The sequence below is a fragment of the Maritimibacter dapengensis genome (assembly GCF_019218265.1).
In the GTDB taxonomy this organism is placed as follows: domain Bacteria; phylum Pseudomonadota; class Alphaproteobacteria; order Rhodobacterales; family Rhodobacteraceae; genus Maritimibacter; species Maritimibacter dapengensis.
Map to the genome: position 1 here is coordinate 195,219 of NZ_JAHUZE010000004.1, position 17,510 is coordinate 212,728.

At 63.7% G+C, this 17,510-nt stretch carries 19 protein-coding genes; 12 read left to right on the forward strand and 7 right to left on the reverse strand.

Annotated elements, in window-relative coordinates; genetic code table 11:
- From KJP28_RS16180 to KJP28_RS16215, 8 genes are all read left to right on the forward strand, one after another.
- Window positions 1–1,197 carry a sirohydrochlorin chelatase gene (locus tag KJP28_RS16180; RefSeq protein WP_218393671.1) on the forward strand — a complete coding sequence of 399 codons (1,197 nt, stop codon included), beginning with the start codon at window positions 1–3 and terminating at the stop codon, window positions 1,195–1,197.
- Window positions 1,194–2,120: a hypothetical protein gene (locus KJP28_RS16185; RefSeq protein WP_218393672.1), complete on the forward strand. Its 927-nt coding sequence runs from the start codon at window positions 1,194–1,196 to the stop codon at window positions 2,118–2,120. Before KJP28_RS16180 ends, KJP28_RS16185 begins: the two co-directional genes overlap by 4 nt.
- Window positions 2,117–2,755 carry a precorrin-8X methylmutase gene (locus KJP28_RS16190; protein WP_218393673.1) on the forward strand — a complete coding sequence of 213 codons (639 nt, stop codon included), beginning with the start codon at window positions 2,117–2,119 and terminating at the stop codon, window positions 2,753–2,755. Before KJP28_RS16185 ends, KJP28_RS16190 begins: the two co-directional genes overlap by 4 nt.
- The gene (cbiE, locus tag KJP28_RS16195) at window positions 2,752–3,954 is read left to right on the forward strand and encodes a precorrin-6y C5,15-methyltransferase (decarboxylating) subunit CbiE (protein WP_218393674.1); all 1,203 of its coding nucleotides are present in this window, start codon (window positions 2,752–2,754) and stop codon (window positions 3,952–3,954) included. Before KJP28_RS16190 ends, cbiE begins: the two co-directional genes overlap by 4 nt.
- Window positions 3,951–4,652: a precorrin-2 C(20)-methyltransferase gene (gene cobI, locus KJP28_RS16200; RefSeq protein ID WP_218393675.1), complete on the forward strand. Its 702-nt coding sequence runs from the start codon at window positions 3,951–3,953 to the stop codon at window positions 4,650–4,652. Before cbiE ends, cobI begins: the two co-directional genes overlap by 4 nt.
- Complete coding sequence (gene cobJ / locus KJP28_RS16205) at window positions 4,643–6,475, forward strand: precorrin-3B C(17)-methyltransferase (protein ID WP_218393676.1); 1,833 nt, start codon at window positions 4,643–4,645, stop codon at window positions 6,473–6,475. Before cobI ends, cobJ begins: the two co-directional genes overlap by 10 nt.
- Window positions 6,472–7,263 (forward strand): precorrin-4 C(11)-methyltransferase, encoded by a 792-nt coding sequence (gene cobM, locus KJP28_RS16210; RefSeq protein ID WP_218393677.1) that lies wholly within the window; start codon window positions 6,472–6,474, stop codon window positions 7,261–7,263. Before cobJ ends, cobM begins: the two co-directional genes overlap by 4 nt.
- Window positions 7,264–7,451: 188 nt before the next feature.
- Window positions 7,452–7,688 (forward strand): hypothetical protein, encoded by a 237-nt coding sequence (locus KJP28_RS16215; RefSeq protein WP_336245355.1) that lies wholly within the window; start codon window positions 7,452–7,454, stop codon window positions 7,686–7,688.
- Between the two features lie 3 nt (window positions 7,689–7,691).
- Here KJP28_RS16215 and KJP28_RS16220 read toward each other — a convergent pair whose 3' ends face one another.
- On the reverse strand, window positions 7,692–8,867 hold the full coding sequence (locus KJP28_RS16220) for a MalY/PatB family protein (protein ID WP_218393679.1): 1,176 nt from the start codon (window positions 8,865–8,867) through the stop codon (window positions 7,692–7,694).
- A 92-nt stretch (window positions 8,868–8,959) separates the two neighbouring features.
- Between KJP28_RS16220 and def (KJP28_RS16225) the strand changes: the two genes are divergently transcribed.
- The 3 genes from def (KJP28_RS16225) to fmt are packed head-to-tail and all read left to right on the forward strand — an operon-like array spanning window position 8,960 to window position 10,881.
- Window positions 8,960–9,481 (forward strand): peptide deformylase, encoded by a 522-nt coding sequence (gene def / locus KJP28_RS16225; protein ID WP_218394023.1) that lies wholly within the window; start codon window positions 8,960–8,962, stop codon window positions 9,479–9,481.
- A 3-nt stretch (window positions 9,482–9,484) separates the two neighbouring features.
- The gene (gene def, locus KJP28_RS16230; protein ID WP_218393680.1) at window positions 9,485–9,982 is read left to right on the forward strand and encodes a peptide deformylase; all 498 of its coding nucleotides are present in this window, start codon (window positions 9,485–9,487) and stop codon (window positions 9,980–9,982) included.
- Entirely contained in the window at window positions 9,979–10,881 is a 903-nt protein-coding gene (fmt, locus tag KJP28_RS16235; RefSeq protein WP_218393681.1) for a methionyl-tRNA formyltransferase, read from the forward strand. Before def (KJP28_RS16230) ends, fmt begins: the two co-directional genes overlap by 4 nt.
- Here fmt and KJP28_RS16240 read toward each other — a convergent pair.
- The 6 genes from KJP28_RS16240 to KJP28_RS16265 form a co-directional block, all read right to left on the reverse strand.
- Window positions 10,878–11,630: a molybdopterin-binding protein gene (locus KJP28_RS16240; protein WP_218393682.1), complete on the reverse strand. Its 753-nt coding sequence runs from the start codon at window positions 11,628–11,630 to the stop codon at window positions 10,878–10,880. The genes fmt and KJP28_RS16240 overlap by 4 nt on opposite strands.
- On the reverse strand, window positions 11,627–12,508 hold the full coding sequence (locus tag KJP28_RS16245) for a cytochrome b/b6 domain-containing protein (RefSeq protein ID WP_218393683.1): 882 nt from the start codon (window positions 12,506–12,508) through the stop codon (window positions 11,627–11,629). The genes KJP28_RS16240 and KJP28_RS16245 overlap by 4 nt, the downstream gene beginning before the upstream one ends.
- A gap of 107 nt (window positions 12,509–12,615) precedes the next feature.
- Window positions 12,616–13,188, reverse strand: a complete 573-nt coding sequence (locus KJP28_RS16250) for a cob(I)yrinic acid a,c-diamide adenosyltransferase (protein ID WP_218393684.1) — start codon at window positions 13,186–13,188, stop codon at window positions 12,616–12,618.
- A gap of 2 nt (window positions 13,189–13,190) precedes the next feature.
- A complete protein-coding gene (locus tag KJP28_RS16255; RefSeq protein WP_218393685.1) occupies window positions 13,191–13,394 on the reverse strand; it encodes a twin transmembrane helix small protein in 204 nt (67 codons plus the stop codon).
- 63 nt (window positions 13,395–13,457) lie between these two features.
- Complete coding sequence (locus KJP28_RS16260; RefSeq protein WP_218393686.1) at window positions 13,458–14,291, reverse strand: SDR family NAD(P)-dependent oxidoreductase; 834 nt, start codon at window positions 14,289–14,291, stop codon at window positions 13,458–13,460.
- Window positions 14,292–14,344: 53 nt separating this feature from the next.
- Window positions 14,345–14,845 (reverse strand): SH3 domain-containing protein, encoded by a 501-nt coding sequence (locus KJP28_RS16265; RefSeq protein WP_218393687.1) that lies wholly within the window; start codon window positions 14,843–14,845, stop codon window positions 14,345–14,347.
- Between the two features lie 211 nt (window positions 14,846–15,056).
- On the opposite strand from KJP28_RS16265, the gene KJP28_RS16270 reads away from it, so the two are divergent.
- Complete coding sequence (locus KJP28_RS16270) at window positions 15,057–17,510, forward strand: DNA topoisomerase IV subunit A (RefSeq protein ID WP_218393688.1); 2,454 nt, start codon at window positions 15,057–15,059, stop codon at window positions 17,508–17,510.

Consider the following 17,510-nt stretch of genomic DNA (forward strand, 5'->3'; position numbering starts at 1 on the left):
ATGTCGAAAATCGGAGTTATGATCTGCGGCCACGGCTCACGCAGCCAGGCTGCCGTGGACGAGTTCAAGGTCTTGGCCGAAAAGCTGCCTGCCTTCTTCCCCGACGATTGGATGGTGGACTACGGCTATCTCGAATTCGCCAACCCTGTGATCCGCGTTGGGCTCGACAACCTGCGGGATGCGGGCTGCGACAAGATCCTCGCGGTGCCGGGAATGCTCTTTGCCGCGATGCATTCCAAGAACGACATTCCCACGGTGCTCAACACCTATGGGCGCGAGAACGGCATCGAAGTCTCTTACGGGCGCGAACTCGGGGTAGACCCGAAAATGGTCGCCGCTGCCGGAGATCGCATCCGCACGGCCATCGAAACAGCGAACACCGAACATGGCTCCGTCGCGCTTGAAGACACCTGCCTTGTCGTCATCGGGCGTGGCGCCTCGGACCCCGATGCCAACGGCAACGTCGCAAAAATCGCGCGGCTCTTGCAGGAGGGGATGGGCTTCGGCTGGCTCGAAGTCGGTTATTCCGGTGTGACCTTCCCGCTGGTCGAACCGGCGCTGCAACATGCCGCGAAGCTGGGATACAAACGAATCGTCGTTTTCCCCTACTTCCTGTTCACCGGCATCCTGATCGACCGGATCTATGGTTTCACCGACCGCGTGGCCGAGGCGCATCCGGAGATCCAGTTCGTCAAGGCGGGCTACCTGAACGATCACCCCAAGGTGCTCGAAACCTTCGCCGAACGGGTGACCGAACAATTGGGCGACGTGCCGCCCCCGAACTGCGGCACCTGCCCCTACCGCGAACAGGTCCTCTCCATCTCGGACGGCCACGTTCACATCCACGCCGAAGACCGCGCCGGTCACCCGGCCTTCTCGGACGTGCCACCACCGACCTGCGTGATGTGCAAATACCGTGTCGAAGTGCTTGGCTTCGAGGCCGAAGTGGGCGCGGTGCAGGAAAGCCACCACCACCACGTCGAAGGGCAGGGCGCCTCCGCTCCCGGCTCGAATGTCGAAGACTGCAATTTCTGCACGACGTTCTGCACCGGCGAATGCCGCCTGCACATGGCCGACCACCACCATCATCACCACCACGATCATGACCACGACCACGATCACGACCATCATCACCACCACGCCGAATATCCCCACGCCAAGCACCCGCACGGCCCAGAATCGGCCCGGAGCAAATGACGCTCTTCGATACCCACGTGGTCGTCGACTGGTCCGCGCGCTCACGCCCAAGTCCGGCACGACGCACGAAGGACGCGATCTTCTTCGCCGTCGTGCAGGACGGTGTCGCAGAATATCCCACCTACTGCCGCACGCGGCATGAAGCCCGCTCTCTCTTGCGCGATCTGGTGATCTCGGAAACCTCCGCCGGGCGACGCGCTCTCATCGGGTTCGATTTCCCTTTCGGCTACCCGGCAGGTGTGGCCGAACGCATCACCGGCCAGCCAAGCGCGCTTTCGCTTCTCGAATGGTTCGAGGACCAGGTCGAGGATGACGAGGGCAACCGCTCGAACCGCTATGTCGTGGCCGAACGGATCAACCGCCTCTACGATGGCATCGGCCCGTTCTGGGGGCGTCCCGCTTCGTGGAACCATCCGGACATCCCGACCCGCGCCAAAGCGCGGCATGGGGGAGACCACCCGCCGGAACGCCGCCTTGCCGACAATCGCGCCAAGGGCGCCAAGACGGTCTGGCAACTCGCCTATGCGGGGTCGGTCGGCTCTCAGGTCGTCGTCGGTCTGCCCACCCTCATGGCACTTCGCAACGATCCCGATCTGTCCGGCGCAGTCGCGATATGGCCCTTCGACACCGGTCTCGACCGGGGCGACGCACCTTGCATTCTGGCGGAAATCTACCCCTCGCTCCTGCAAAAACAGGCGCACGCGTCCAAGGGCGACGATGTGCTGGACGCGGCGCAGGTGCTCTGCTCGGCGCGCGCATTCGCGGAACTCGACCGCACGGGAAGCCTCGCACCGCTGTTTGCTGGCGCACCGGACCTCACCGATGAGGACCGCGCCACCATCATTCGCGAAGAAGCGTGGATCCTCGGTCTCGGCCATGAAACAGCCCTGATCGACGCCTGCTCAAGGAGCCTTGCAGCATGAGACCATACGAACGCGACCCCGCCGCGATCTACGCGCAAAGCTTCGCGATCGTCGAGAAAGAGGCTCGGCTCGACCGCTTCGCCCCCGGCATGGCCCAGCTCGCGACCCGCGTGATCCACGCCTGCGGGATGGTCGAAGTCGCGGACCGCCTCGCCTATTCCTCCAATGCCTTCGAAGCCGGACAAAACGCGCTCGCCAACGGCGCGCCAGTCCTCTGCGATTGCGAAATGGTCGGGGCGGGCATCATCCGCCGCTACCTGCCACGCGGAAACGACGTGATCGTGACGTTGAATGACGAGAGCGTTCGCGCCCGCGCGAAAGAGATCGGCAACACCCGCTCCGCCGCCGCCGTGGAATTGTGGGAACCGCACCTCAAGGGCGCGGTGGTCGCCATCGGCAATGCCCCCACCGCGCTCTTCCACCTTCTCGAACTGCTCGACGCGGGCGCGCCAAAGCCAGCCGTGATCCTCGGATTCCCGGTCGGCTTCGTCGGTGCGGCCGAGTCCAAGGCCGAGCTTGTCAACAATCCGCGCGGCTGCGACTTCGTCGCGCTTCGCGGTCGGCGTGGCGGATCGGCCATCGCCTCCGCCGCCGTCAACGCGCTCGCCGCCGGCCTACCGGAGATCACCCAATGACGCAAAGCTGGCTTCACATCGTCGGCATCGGCGAAGACGGGCTGGACGGCCTCACACCGGCTGCCCGCGCCGTGGTCGAGGCTGCCGAAATCATCATCGGTGGTGATCGCCACCATACGCTGTCGGATGCAATCACTGCCGAGCGCCTGTCCTGGCCCTCGCCATTCGACGCTCTGATCGACCAGCTTCTCTCGCTCAAGGGCAAGCGCGTCGTCGTGCTTGCCACCGGCGATCCGCTCTGGTTCTCGGTCGGCGCTCGTATTGGTCGTGCCATCCCACCCGGCGAGATTACCTATCACCCGCAACTGTCGGCCTTCCAACTCGCCTCGGCCCGCATGGGGTGGTCCATGGCCGATCTTGAAACGCTAACTGTGCATGGCCGCCCGGTCGAGCAGATGATCGCGTTCATCCAACCCGACGCGCGTCTCCTGATCCTGACCACCGGCTCCGAGACGCCGGGTCAGATCGCCCGCTTCCTGACAGAACGCGGCTTCGGGAAGTCTCCGATGACTGTGCTCGCCAGCATGGGCGGCGCTGACGAAACGCGGTTCGACGCACTGGCCGAGGACTGGAACCACGACGTTCCGCCCTTCAACACGCTCGCCGTGGAATGCATCGCCGCCCCGGATGCCGCACTCATGCCTCGTGTTCCCGGACTTGACGACACTCTGTTCCAATCCGACGGCACGATCACCAAGCGCGAAGTGCGCGCGATCACCGTGGCCAAACTCATGCCCATGCGCGGTGCGCTCCTGTGGGACATCGGCTGCGGCTCCGGTTCCGTCGCGATTGAATGGATGCGCGCGGCCCGCTACGCCCGCGCCATCGGGATCGAGCCACGCGCCGACCGACGCGCCATGGCCGCCGCGAACGCGCAGGCGCTGGGCGCGCCCCGTCTCGAACTGATCGAAGGCGAAGCCCCCGCGGTGCTTTCCGACCTCGAACGCCCCGACGCGATCTTCGTCGGCGGCGGCCTGAGTGAAGAGGTTTTCCGCACGGCGTGGGACGCACTCCGCCCGCTCGGGCGTTTCGTCGCGAACGCCGTGACACTCGAGAGCGAGAGCCTGCTCAACGATCTGCATTCCCGGCACGGCGGCGAATTGACCCGCATCGCCGTCGACCGCGCTGAACCACTGGGTTCCATGCGCGGCTGGCGACCGGCCATGTCGGTCACGCAATGGAGCCTCGTGAAACGATGACCGGCAAACTCATCGGAGTTGGCCTCGGGCCGGGCGACCCCGACCTGATGACGCTGAAAGCTGCCCGCGCCATCGGCACAGCGTCGGTCATCGCGTATCCCGCGCTTCCCGGCACCGAAAGCTTCGCGCGCCGCATCGCCGCCGACCTCATCGCGCCGGGCGTGCATGAAATCGTCATCGAAGTGCCCATGACGAAGCACCGCGAACCTGCTCAGGCGGCCTACGATCTTGGGGCCGAGCGCATTGCCGAAGCACTGGACACCGGACAGGACGTCGCGGTCCTCTGCGAAGGCGACCCATTCTTTTACGGCTCCTTCATGTATCTATTTGCCCGCCTCGCCGATCGCTACGATTGCGACGTGATCCCGGGCATCACATCTGTCTCCGCCGCCTCTGCCGCTCTGGGCCAACCTCTCGTCGCCCGCAACGACACGCTCGCGGTTCTCGCAGGTCCCATGGACTCCGACGAACTGGCCAAACGGATCGAAGCGGCGCAGGCCGTAGCGATCCTCAAAGTGGGTCGCCACGCGGGCCGCATCCGCGACGTGCTCACCGCACTCGGGCTCGTAGATCAGGCCCGCTACATCGAGCGCGCCACGCTTGCCGAGCAGCGCATCCTGCCGCTCGCGGACGCTCCCGATCCCGCCCCCTATTTCTCCATGATCCTCGTCGCGAAAGGTTCCGATCCATGGCTGTGACTCCTGTCGTCCTGTGCCTCAACCGCTCCGGCGAACCCACGGCGCACCGCATCGCCGCCGCGATCGGCGCGCAGGTGCATGGGCGCGAGGGCCGCGTGGACAAGGCCGACGCCTTCTTCCCGAACGCGCTCGACCATGCCCGTGACCTGTTCGCCGCCGGAACGCCCATCATCGGTGTCTGCGCCTCCGGCATCCTGATCCGCGCCGTCGCCCCGATCCTCGCCGATAAGCGCAACGAGCCGCCGGTTCTCTCCGTGTCAGACGACGCAAGCGTGGTCATACCGCTTCTGGGTGGTCATCGTGGCGCAAACCGCATGGCGACAGAGATCGCCGAAATCCTCGACGCAAAGGCCGCCGTGACCACCGCGGGCGACATCGCCATCGGCGTTGCTCTCGACGTGCCGCCTGCTGGCTACCGCCTTTCCAACCCCGAAGACGCAAAATCCGTCATGGCCGCGCTGTTGGCGGGCGACGGGCTGACGGTAAAGGGCGAAAACATCTTCGGGCTGGAGGACACTCGCGGCGCCGTGACGCTCTCTGTGACCGATGCCCCGGAAGCAGGCGACGCGAGCTGTCTCGTATACCATCCGCAAGCGTATGTTCTGGGCGTCGGCTGCGCACGAAACGCCGACCCTGACGAGCTGCGCGCGCTTGTCGATGACACCCTGAGCCAGGCGAACATCGCCCCCGGCGCGCTCGCTGCCATTGCAACGCTCGACCTGAAAGGCGACGAACCCGCCATGAACGCGCTCGCCCGCGACTTCGGCGTGCCCCTGCGCCTGTTCTCGGCACAAGAGCTGGAGGCGATGACGCCCCGTCTCGCCAACCCGTCCGACGTGGTGTTCGCCGAGGTCGGCACCCACGGTGTGTCGGAAGCCGCTGCGCTCGCCTGCGCCGGTGCGGGTGCGGCGCTGACGGTCGAGAAGGTCAAGACCGCCAACACCACCTGCGCGCTCGCCAAAGCCCCCGCGCCGATCATCGACCTGCCGGGCCGCGCCCGTGGCCGCCTGTCGATCATCGGCATCGGGCCGGGGCAGGCGACATGGCGAACTCCGGAAGCCTCGCGCCTGATTCAGGAGGCAAAGGAACTCGTGGGCTACGGACTCTACATCGACCTGCTCGGACCGCTGGCGGCGGGCAAGACCCGCACGGACTATCCGCTTGGCGGCGAAGAAGATCGTTGCCGCTATGCGCTTGAACAGGCCGGCAAGGGTAAGAACGTCGCGCTGATTTGTTCAGGCGATGCAGGCATTTACGCCATGGGCGCGCTGGTTTTCGAACTGCTCGACCGTGACCCCGACGCTTCCGGTGTCTCCGACGCGGCGCGGCGCGTGGAGGTGATCTCCACCCCCGGTGTGTCCGCGTTGCAGGGGGCCGCCGCGCGGGCAGGCGCACCACTGGGCCACGACTTCTGCGCCATTTCGCTGTCCGATCTGCTCACGCCACGCAAAGACATCGTGAAACGACTGAAAGCTGCCGCCGAAGGCGATTTCGTGATCGCTTTCTACAATCCGGTATCAAAGCGTCGCCGCACTCTTCTGGCCGAGGCACGAGACATTCTCCTCTCGCATCGTCCCGACGACACGCCCGTGTTACTGGCCTCCTCGCTTGGACGGCCCGAGGAAAACATACGCTACCGTAGGCTCTCGGAGCTAGATGTGGACGAAGTCGATATGCTCACCGTGGTGCTCGTCGGCTCGTCTCATTCCCGTCTCGCCCAGCTTGGCGAAGGCCCTCGCATGTTCACGCCCCGCGGCTACGCCCGGCGAATCGATGGCGATCTGGCCGAGGTCGGCAACCGACACCTGGAGGACACCCAATGACCGTCTATTTCATCGGCGCCGGCCCGGGCGACCCCGAACTCCTGACGCTCAAGGCGCAGCGCATCATCGGCGAATGCCCCGTGTGTCTTTATGCAGGGTCTCTGGTTCCGCCCGAAGTCGTCGCCTGTGCGCCTGAAGGTGCCCGCGTGCTGGACACTGCGGCCATGACGCTCGACGACACCCACGCCGAAATCGTGGCGGCCCACCAGAGGGGCGAGGACGTGGCGCGCGTCCATTCCGGCGACCCGTCGCTCTACGGCGCAATCGCCGAGCAGATCCGCCGCCTCCGGGCTGACGGCATCGACTACCAGATCGTTCCCGGCGTCCCCGCCTACGCCGCCGCAGCTGCCGCGCTGGGACAGGAGCTGACAATTCCAGAAATTGCGCAAAGCATTGTTCTGACACGCGTTTCGATGCAGTCGACCTCCATGCCCGAAGGTGAAACGCTCGAGAATTTCGCCCGCACCGGCGCGACCCTCGCCATCCACCTCGGCGTGCGCAACATGCGCGAGATCGAGCGCATCCTGACCCCGCATTACGGCGCAGATTGCCCGGTGGTGGTCGCCTACCGCGTCGGCTGGCCCGACCAGATGCTCATTCGCGGCACGCTCGAAGACATTCGCCTGAAGGTTCGCAAAGAGAAAATCACGCGCACTGCGCTGATCCTCGTCGGTCCTGCGCTCGGCAATGTCCGCGACTTCAAGGACAGCGCACTCTACGACCCTACGCAACCGCATGTTCTTCGTCCGGTGGTCGGAGTCGACCTGATCGAAGAAAACAACACCTGACCGGGAACCAATGTGTTTCGCCTCGGTTAACTTGACGGAAAACACATTTCCGCCATGATTGAAGGCCGGAGGGCAAGGTAATGGATTCAATTTCAAAAGAATTATTGGAAAATCTGCATAAAGCGCAGAAAGCAAAAGCGAAAAAACAAGCGCGGATGCGCGTCCAGGTCGGGGAGAATTCTTACCCCGTGCTCGACTATTCCGGCACCGGCTTCGCGCTCGACATCGAAGACGCGCCGCATCTGCGCGGCCTGGTCGATCTCTACGCGGGACCGAACCATCTCTATGAATGCCTGATCGTCGCGTCCGAGGCGGATGGGCCGCTGATGAGGTATGACTTCAAGCGCGCGACAGCCGCAACGGACAAGGCGCCTCTGGATTACGCCCGCGACCCGGACGCTCCGGTGGCACTCTTGCCGCGCTGAAGGCTACTGCAGATCCCGGAACGCGGCCCGCATCCGGCGACATGCGTCGATCACGACGGATCGGGGCGTGGCGAAGTTGAACCTGAGAAAGGCCTCGCCCCCGGTCCCAAAGCTCGGACCGTGGTTGACCGCGATTTTCGCGCCCGCCTCGACGCGCCGGGTGAAGTCCTGCCGACTCATGCCGGTTCGTGAGAAATCGACCCAGGCGAGGTACGTTGCCTCCATCTTCATGCTCCGAACGCCGGGGATGGAATTCAACCCAGCATCGAGCACGTCGCGGTTCCCGTCGAGATACGTCACCAACGCGTCGACCCATTTCGCCCCTTCCGGAGTATAGGCCGCTTCGGTCATGATCATGCCGAAGGAGTTGGGAGACATGCCCATCGCCGACATCTGCGCCGCGAATTTCGCGCGAAGATCTGGGCTCTCAATGATGACATTTCCGCAATGCGCCCCGGCGATGTTGAAGGTCTTCGTCGGCGCGGTCATCATCACAAGCCGGTCCGCGACTCCCTCGATCAGCGCCATCGGAACATGGGTGTGCCCGTCATAGACGAGATCGTGATGCACTTCGTCTGACACGAGGATCAGGTCATGACGCTTCGCAAACGCGGCGACGCCCTCCAGCTCTTCACGCGTCCACACCCGGCCACCCGGGTTGTGCGGCGAGCACAGGATGATCATGCGCTCCCGCCCGGTCATCTGCGCGTCCCACGCGTCGAAATCCATCGTGTAGCGCCCGTGATCCAACGACAATTCACATTCGACGACCTCGCGCCCTGACGCCCGGATCACGCGCGAAAACGCGTGATAAACCGGCGTCATCAGGACCACGCCGTCTCCCGGCTCGGTGAAGGCCTGAAGACACAGCGCCGTCCCGTTCACCAAACCATGCGTCGTGAACACCCAATTCGGCTCGATCTGCCAGCCATGCCGATGGCGCATCCACCATTCGATCGAGGCGAGATAGCTCTCGTCATCGCCGTAATACCCATAGACTCCGACGCGTCGCATCTCGTCCAGCGCCCGTTGGATCGGCGGGGCGGCCCGGAAATCCATATCCGCGACCCACATGGCGATGCCGTCTTGCGGCGAGACGCCGTAGAGCATCTCCATCTTGTCCCATTTGCCGGAATGGGTGCCGACGCGGTTGATGACCTGATCGAAATCGTAATCCATGTGCACTCCTTCATCGCGCGCCAAGCTAACCGCGCGCGCGGCAGGTGCAAGGTGACATTGCGCTTTTGTGAGGCGTGCCCTAAATGAACCGCATGACGACGAAGACGATCCTCATCCACCCCGATCCGCGCCTGAAAAAGGTGTGTGATCCCGTGGCCGACGTGTCGGACGAGCTGCGCAAGCTCGCCGACGATATGCTCGAGACCATGTATGACGCGCCGGGCATCGGACTGGCCGCGCCGCAGGTCGGCGTGTTGTCTCGGCTGATCGTTCTTGATTGCATCAAGGAGGAAGGCGATCCGCCACAGCCCATGGCGATGTTCAACCCCGAGATCCTCGCGTCTTCGGATGAGACCAACGTCTACGAAGAGGGCTGCCTGTCGATCCCCGACCAATATGCCGAAGTGACCCGACCCGCCGAAGTCTCGGTGCGCTGGCTGGATCGCAACGGCAATGAGCGCGAACAGGATTTCGAGGGCCTCTGGGCGACCTGCGTCCAGCACGAGATCGACCACCTGAACGGCAAGCTCTTCATCGACCACCTGTCGCCGATGAAGCGGCAGATGATCACCCGCAAATCCCAAAAGATGAAACGCGAACGAGCGCGGGTCTGACACATGGGGCATCGTCCCTTCGTCATGTGGCCCGACAAACGCTTGCGGACGCCCGCCGAAGAGGTTGCGACCGTCACCGACGAAGTGCGCGCGATCTGGGATGAGATGATTGAGGCGATGGACGCCATGCCCGGGGTCGGCCTTGCTGCCGTTCAACTCGGGATCATGAAGCGACTTGCCGTCGTCGACGCATCTGACGAACGCGGGAAGGCGGTGCGCATGGCCAACCCCGAAGTGCTGCACGCAAGCGTTCAGCTCCGCGAGCATCAGGAAGCCTCGCCGAACCTGCCCGGCGTCTCCGCCGTGATCTCACGCCCCCGCGCGGTGACCATCGCCTATCTCGATGAAACCGGGGAGCGGGTCGAGCGGGATTTCGTCGGGCTCTGGGCGACCAGCGTCCAACACCAGATCGACCACGTGAACGGCAGGATGTATTTCGACACCCTGTCGAAACTGAAACGCGACCGCTTGATCGCGAAGGCGCGGAAGGTGCGGCGATGAAGATCGTATTCATGGGAAGCCCGGATTTCTCGGTCCCGGTGCTCGATGCGCTCGTCGAGGCTGGCCACGAGGTCGTCTGCGTCTACTCCCAACCGCCCCGAGCGGCGGGGCGCGGGAAGAAGGATCGTCCGACCCCGGTTCATGCCCGCGCCGAGGCGCTGGGCATCGAGGTGCGCCACCCGTCCTCGCTCAAGGGTGCCGAAGCGCAGGCGGAGTTCGCCGCGCTCGACGCAGACGTTGCCGTCGCCGTGGCCTATGGCCTGATCCTGCCGCAGCCGGTCTTGGATGCACCCCGTCACGGCTGCCTGAACATCCACGCCTCACTCCTCCCGCGCTGGCGCGGCGCGGCCCCGATCCACCGCGCGATCATGGCGGGGGACGACAAGACGGGCGTTTGCATCATGCAGATGGAGGCGGGCCTCGATACCGGCCCCGTGCTCCTCAGACGCGAAACGAACATCGGCGCCGACGAAACCACCGGCAGTCTGCATGACCGTTTGTCGGCCATGGGCGCTCACGCCATCGTCGAAGCCCTTGCGTCGCTCGACGATCTCGTGCCTGAACCACAACCCGAGAACGGCGTGACCTACGCCGAGAAAATCGACAAATCCGAAGCCCGCGTGAATTGGGACCGGCCCGCCGCCGAGGTCAGCGCGCATATCCGAGGCCTCTCACCCTTTCCCGGCGCGTGGTGCGAAATGGACGGCGAACGGATCAAGCTTCTGGGCGCGCGCGTTGTCGATCGACAAAGCGGTGATCCCGGCAAGTCGCTGGGCCCTTTACTCATTGCCTGCCGGGATGGAGCGGTCACGATCACCCGCGCCCAGCGACCGGGCAAACGCGCGATGGAGGCCGACGAATTCCTGCGGGGTTTCGAGATGCCCGAGCGGGTGGACTAGATCCCGGCATACCATTCGTAGCCACGATCCTCCCAAAAGCCGCCTTTGCCGCCGCCAATCCCGGCAAGGCTTTCGACAAGCTCTATCTCCATGATGTATTTCGCATTCTTGTAGCCCAACTGCCGCTCGACGCGAAGGCGGATCGGGGCGCCGTGGCCCACCGGCAAGTCCTGATCGTTCATCCCGTAGGCAAGGATGGTTTGGGGGTGATAGGCGTCGACCATGTCGATGCTCTCGTAATAGAGAGACAGTCCGAAACGGTCGGCACAGCGGAACACCACGTATTTTGCATTGGGGTTCGGGCGCACCCGGTCGAGCAGGGCCGACAGGGGAACGCCGGTCCATTTTCCGATGGCGCTCCAACCTTCCACGCAGTCGTGGCGCGTGATCTGGGTGCGCGACGGCATGGATTTCAGCGCTTCCAGCCCGAACTGTCCGGGCTGTGCCACCAGCCCCGAGACCTTCAGCTTCCAATCCGCGAAACCGCTCGCCTGTGCAGCCTTCCATTCGTCCGTCGAGCCCGACGTATTGCCGTTCGTCCTGAAATCCGGTGACATTTCGGCCTCGGAATACTCCCGAACGAGCGCGTCTCGGCCGACAAGCCGATGCGTGTTGTAAGCAAGCGTTTCGCCACCTTTCAGGACAAGGTCGCGAAAATCGGAGCTGACGGCCAGACCGCCGAAAGCTCCGGCAATCGTCGTATAGCCCAGCCCAGTAATCAGGCGGCGGCGGGTTATCAAACGGCTCATGACCGGTCCTCCTTCGGCAGCCTGAACCACCCCGTCACCATGGATCTGATCTCGTTGATCGGTCCGGCGAGCACGACCATGATCAGGTGGATGGCGACGAAACCGACCAAGCCGAACGCGAAGATGAAATGAAGGGACCGCGCGGATTGACGCCCGCCAAACAGATCCAGCAGGATCGGCAACTTGGCGTTCAGGTTCGGTGACATTGTGAACCCGGTCAGGATGATGCCGGGAAAGAGCACGAGCAGCACGGCGAGATAAGTGAGTTTCTGCAATATGTTGTAGCGTGCCGCAGCTTCGCCCTTGGGAAACCGCAGGCGGGCATGGTTCTTGATGTCCTGCCAGACATGGCCGGGACTGAGTTCGCGGTTCACGGGCAACAGGTCACGGCGATGTGGTCCAAGGGCGCTTCCGACAAGATAAACGAACATCCCCACGGCCAGGACCCAGGCAAATGTCAGATGCCAGAGCCGCGCTCTTGCAAGGCTGTAGGTCGACGGTATCGTCGCCCACCAGGGAAAAGCCTGCGCCTGCAACTCCCCGTCGCGCGACGTCCAGACGCCAAGCACACCCGTCGTCGTCACGTCGACATTGCCGACACGCAGATAACCCCGCGCATCCTCGTTCCCGATTTCCAGCCAGGCATAATCGGGGTTGGCTCCGTATTGACCCCAGTAAAGGCGCGGGTGCGCATTGAAGATCATAAGCCCGGACATGAGCATGATGACGAAGGTGGCAACGGTGGTCCAATGCCACAGCCGGGTGCCGGTCGAATGGCGATACACGGTCTCGCCATGCTTGCCGGTTTCTCGGAGATCCTTTTCCTCGGCCAAGCCGCCCTCGCTTTCAGAGTATCCCGCGATTGGCGCGGCACTCATCAGGAACTAACGAGGCGGAGTGGGGAATAGTTTCAGCGTGTTACATCCGCCGAGGGTTTCGAACTGCGATGAGCCGCCCCGAACGGGCGCGCTATAACCCTCACGCATTAACGGTTCGCGCCAGGCACCCAGAGTACATCGGCCGCGCCGTCTTCGTTCGCGGCACGCGAAGCGACGAAGCACCAGTCGGACAGCCGGTTGAGGTATTTGATCGCCGCCGGGTTCACGTCTTCGCGCGTTGCGAGGTCCACTGCCAGCCGTTCGGCCCGGCGCGAGACCGTTCGCGCGAGGTGCAGATGCGCGGCGAGCGCGCTGCCGCCCGGAAGGATGAAGGACCGCAGCGGTTCGAGCGGCTTGTTCATCGCATCGATTTCCGCCTCGAGCCGCTCGACCTGCGCGTCGATCATGCGAAGTGGCGGGTACTCCGCCTTCGCGTCGTTGGCCATGTCGGGTCGACACAGATCCGCGCCAAGGTCGAACAGGTCGTTCTGAATGCGCGCGAGCGCCTCGTCCATTTCGCCGTCTGCATGAAGCCGGGCGAGTCCGATTGTCGCGTTGGTTTCGTCCACCGTGCCGTAGGCCTCGACCCTGAGATCGTGTTTCGACCGCCGCGTGCCGTCGCCCAGTGCGGTTTCGCCCTTGTCGCCGGTCCGGGTGTAGATCTTGTTCAGAACGACCATTCTCAGCCTCCTCGCCGGATCCAGACGAAGAGCAGGATCAGCGCGATCGCCACCGCCTGCGCATAGATCCGGTATCGCATGATCCGGTTGGCGTGTTTCTTGTTGAAATCCCCGCCCTTCGCGAAGCCGCCGATCCCCGTGAGCAGGATGATCGCAACCACGGCGACGGCCACGAGGACCACGATCAATAGCGGGTCTTGGAACATGTCACAGCCTTTCGTTTCGCCGTTACCTACACTACGCGCGGACCGGGGGCGAGGTTCAAACTGTCACGCCTTGGCGAGAAGCCAGTCTGCCAACCGGGTGGGCAGAAGCCGCCGCCCCCAATAGGCGACATATGTCGGAATGGTGACAAGGTAGCGTGGCCGCGGACGCGAGGCTTCGAGGGCTTTCACAAGCTTGGCCGTGACCGCCGAAGCGGGCCGTTCGAACGGGTCTTTCGCCTCCAGATTGCGGTTCAGCCGCGGGATGATCTTCTGTTCGTAGCCCGTCCGCCTGGCCGAGGCTTCCCAATCCACCCAGCGTTCGAAATGCGCCTTGGAATTCTTTCGGAAATCCGAAGTGATCGGCCCCGGTTCGATCAGCACCGCCTGTATGTTGTCGCCGGCCAGTTCCAGCCGGAGCGTATCGGCATACCCCTCCATCGCGAACTTGGTCGCCGCGTAAGGTGCGCGCCACTTGATGGTAGACAGGCCGAGGGTCGACGAACACATGACGATGCGACCATGCCCCTGTGCGCGCATGATCGGAATGACGCACCTGCACAATTCGTGCACACCGAAGAAGTTGGTCTCGAAGATTTCGCGCAGCGCGTCGAGCGGCAGGTCTTCCGCGGCGACCGGAAAGCCGTAGCCTGCGTTAGCAAAGATCGCGTCGAGCGTCCCACCCGTCCGATCCACCGCTTCCGCGACCGCCACCGCGATGCTCTCTGCGTCCGTGTGGTCGAGGCGAAGGCACTCGAAACCTTCGTCGCGGAGGCGCGATACGTCGGCGGGTTTGCGACAGGTCGCAAAAACACGCCAGCCCCGCGACCGAAGTCGGTGTGCCGCATCGTATCCGATGCCGCTCGAGCAGCCGGTGATAAGGATGGATTTCTGGGTCATGCCCCGCCTCGTTTGCACCCGACGCTAGACCGGGGGCAGGGCGGGCGCAACGCTCAGGGCGCGTCTTCGGTCAGGAACGAACCGGACATGAAACCGCGTTCGCCGGTCTCCAGAACTCGGATCGTGCGCCATCCGTCTCCTGCATCTCCCAAGTCTTCAACGGCGGTGCCATACCCCAGCGCGTTGATCACGCCATGCGACGTCGACGGCCCGCCCCGCACGTTCACCCGGTTGCCGGTCACGTAAAGGAATGCGACCTGTTCGGGAACCGGCGTGGGTTCGACCGAAGCCTGTACAAGCTCCGCCTCTGGCTTCTGGTCCACCGTCAGGGCCGCGGTCTGAAGCAAGTCTTCCGATGGCGGCTCTGCGGACGCGAGGAACACGGTCGCCGTCTCCGGGCTTGCGTCCGAGCGAAGCGCGGCGGCAAGGGCGTCGGCATGTTCGGATTTCGGTTTCGCGTCGGCCGTCCCCGGCATCAGCAAACCAGCGAACAGCTGAGACTCGCGACCGATCGTCGTGTCCGGCAGGCCTTCGTCGCGGCCGAAAAATGTCATTGCGGCCCCGAGGCCGACAACGGTTAAAACCGAAAGTCTGAAAACACCCAAAGTACCATCCCCTTAAAACCCTGAAATGCTAGCCCTTTGACGTTACGCGAACAATGATTCGCCAAAACATTCGAGCTTTCGTTGCTCACTTAACGCGCCCGATGTTCGGATTGTTCAATCCTGCTTTACGAAGAATCGCTCCCGGTCTATTTCAGAACCCATGAACGACATCGTGGACGATCCCGAAAACCCAGGCTCCGAGGTGGCCGAGCCGCTGCGCCGGGCCATTGGTGACCGCTATCTGACTTACGCGTTGTCCACGATCATGAACCGGGCGCTGCCCGATGCGCGCGACGGTTTGAAACCGGTGCATCGACGCATCCTTTACGCGATGCGCGAGCTGCGACTCGCCTCCAACGGGCGTTTCCGCAAGTCCTCCAAGATTTCCGGCGACGTGATGGGCAACTATCACCCGCACGGCGATGCGGCCATTTACGACGCGATGGCGCGTCTCGCGCAGGACTTCAACGTGCGCTACCCGCTCGTGGACGGGCAGGGGAACTTCGGCAATATCGACGGCGACAACCCGGCGGCCTCGCGATACACCGAAGCGCGGATGACCTCCGTCGCCGAAGCGATGCTCGAAGGTCTGGACGAGGACTCGGTCGATTTTCGCGAGAATTACGACGGCACCCTGCGCGAACCAGTCGTGCTGCCTGCCACCTTCCCGCATCTTCTGGCCAACGGTGCTGCCGGGATCGCGGTCGGCATGGCGACGAACATTCCGCCGCACAACATCGCCGAGCTCGTCGATGCCTGCCTGCACCTGATCAAGACGCCCGATGCCCGCGACGACACGCTCCTGAACTATATCCCCGGACCCGACTTCCCGACCGGCGGCGTGATCGTCGAGCCGCGAGAGAACATCGCCAACGCCTATCGCACCGGCCGTGGGTCGATCCGGCTTCAGGCCCGGTGGGAGGTCGAAGACCTTGGCCGTGGCCAATGGCAGGTGATCGTCACCGAAATCCCGTTCCAGGTTCAGAAGTCCAAGCTGATCGAGAAGATCGCCGAACTGATTCAAACCCGGAAAATCCCCGTTCTTGCCGACATCCGGGACGAGAGCGCGGACGACATCCGCGTGGTGCTGGAACCCAAGACCAAGAACGTGGACCCGGAAGTGCTCATGGGTCTTCTGTTCCGAAATTCCGACCTCGAGACGCGCTTTTCGCTCAACATGAACGTGCTGATCGACGGGCTGACGCCGAAAGTTTGCTCGCTCAAGGAAGTGCTGCGTGCCTTCCTGGATTTCCGGCGCGAAGTGCTGATCCGTCGGTCGCAGCACCGGATGGAGCGGATCGACCACCGGCTCGAAGTACTCGAAGGCTTCATTATCGCCTTCCTGAACCTCGATCGCGTGATCGACATCATCCGCTACGACGACGACCCCAAGGCCGCGCTGATGTATGAGGATTGGTCGCGACCGCATCAGGAGACGATTGCGCGCGCCACCTCCGAGAAAGACTACGTGTCGCCGCTGCTCGGAGTCGATGTCGATGCGCTGGAACTGCGCGACGATGAAAGCGCCGCGGCACCCGAGATCATCACCGACAAAACCGGGACGGGTGCGACGCCGAAACGCTTCGTGGGCCGTTCCGAGGGCCTGTCGGACGTGCAGGCCGATGCGATCTTGAACATGCGCCTGCGGTCCTTGCGACGGCTCGAAGAGCTGGAACTGATCCGCGAACGTGACGCATTGATGGAAGAACGCGCGGGCCTCGAAGACCTGTTGGATAGCGAAGACCTGCAATGGGGTCGCATTTCCGATGAGCTGAAGGACGCGAAAAAGAAATTCGGCAAGGACTACGAGGGCGGCGAGCGCCGCACCACCTTCGCCGAGGCGACAGAAGTGGCGGACGTCCCGATGGAAGCGCTGATCGAGCGCGAACCTGTGACCGTGGTCTGCTCGCAAATGGGATGGATCAGGGCCATGTCGGGCCATGTCGACCTCACCCGAGAGTTCAAGTTCAAGGACGGCGACGGCCCCCGCTTCGCCTTCCATGCCGAGACGACGGACAGGATCGTTCTGTTCGGTGCGAACGGGCGGTTCTACACGCTCGGGGCGTCGAACCTCCCCGGCGGGCGCGGTATGGGCGAACCCGTGCGTCTCATGCTCGACCTGCCCAACGATGTCGAAATCGTGGACATGTTCGTCCACGACCCCGAACGCCGCCTGATCGTCGCCTCGAACGAAGGCAATGGTTTCATCGTTCCGGAAACGGACGTGATCGCGCAGACGAAGAACGGCAAACAGGTGCTGAACGTCGGCGAGGGCGTGGCGAAGCTCGTGCGCAAGGTGTCGGGCGATCACGTGGCGGTCGTGTCCGAGAACCGCAAACTCCTCGTCTTCCCGCTCGACGAACTGCCCGAAATGGGGCGGGGCAAGGGCGTCCGGCTTCAGAAATACAAGATGGCGCGCGGGCGGCAAGGCACGCTCGACCTCGATGGCGGGCTCTCCGATCTGACGACCTTCACCCTGTCCGAAGGCTTGTCATGGGCGGCAGGCTCCGACCGGACCCGCACCGAGGTCGATATGACACCGTGGATCGGCAAGCGTGCGGGCGTGGGCAAATTGCCCCCGCACGGCTTCCCCAAGAACAACAGGTTCACCTGA

Coding starts and splice junctions, on each gene's coding strand:
- KJP28_RS16180 (WP_218393671.1), top strand. CDS start 1: ATGTCGAAAATCGGAGTTATGATCTGCGGCCACGGCTCACGCAGCCAG.
- KJP28_RS16185 (WP_218393672.1), top strand. CDS start 1,194: ATGACGCTCTTCGATACCCACGTGGTCGTCGACTGGTCCGCGCGCTCA.
- KJP28_RS16190 (WP_218393673.1), top strand. CDS start 2,117: ATGAGACCATACGAACGCGACCCCGCCGCGATCTACGCGCAAAGCTTC.
- cbiE (WP_218393674.1), top strand. CDS start 2,752: ATGACGCAAAGCTGGCTTCACATCGTCGGCATCGGCGAAGACGGGCTG.
- cobI (WP_218393675.1), top strand. CDS start 3,951: ATGACCGGCAAACTCATCGGAGTTGGCCTCGGGCCGGGCGACCCCGAC.
- cobJ (WP_218393676.1), top strand. CDS start 4,643: ATGGCTGTGACTCCTGTCGTCCTGTGCCTCAACCGCTCCGGCGAACCC.
- cobM (WP_218393677.1), top strand. CDS start 6,472: ATGACCGTCTATTTCATCGGCGCCGGCCCGGGCGACCCCGAACTCCTG.
- KJP28_RS16220 (WP_218393679.1), bottom strand. CDS start 8,867: ATGGATTACGATTTCGATCAGGTCATCAACCGCGTCGGCACCCATTCC.
- def (WP_218394023.1), top strand. CDS start 8,960: ATGACGACGAAGACGATCCTCATCCACCCCGATCCGCGCCTGAAAAAG.
- def (WP_218393680.1), top strand. CDS start 9,485: ATGGGGCATCGTCCCTTCGTCATGTGGCCCGACAAACGCTTGCGGACG.
- fmt (WP_218393681.1), top strand. CDS start 9,979: ATGAAGATCGTATTCATGGGAAGCCCGGATTTCTCGGTCCCGGTGCTC.
- KJP28_RS16240 (WP_218393682.1), bottom strand. CDS start 11,630: ATGAGCCGTTTGATAACCCGCCGCCGCCTGATTACTGGGCTGGGCTAT.
- KJP28_RS16245 (WP_218393683.1), bottom strand. CDS start 12,508: ATGAGTGCCGCGCCAATCGCGGGATACTCTGAAAGCGAGGGCGGCTTG.
- KJP28_RS16250 (WP_218393684.1), bottom strand. CDS start 13,188: ATGGTCGTTCTGAACAAGATCTACACCCGGACCGGCGACAAGGGCGAA.
- KJP28_RS16255 (WP_218393685.1), bottom strand. CDS start 13,394: ATGTTCCAAGACCCGCTATTGATCGTGGTCCTCGTGGCCGTCGCCGTG.
- KJP28_RS16260 (WP_218393686.1), bottom strand. CDS start 14,291: ATGACCCAGAAATCCATCCTTATCACCGGCTGCTCGAGCGGCATCGGA.
- KJP28_RS16265 (WP_218393687.1), bottom strand. CDS start 14,845: ATGACATTTTTCGGCCGCGACGAAGGCCTGCCGGACACGACGATCGGT.
- KJP28_RS16270 (WP_218393688.1), top strand. CDS start 15,057: ATGAACGACATCGTGGACGATCCCGAAAACCCAGGCTCCGAGGTGGCC.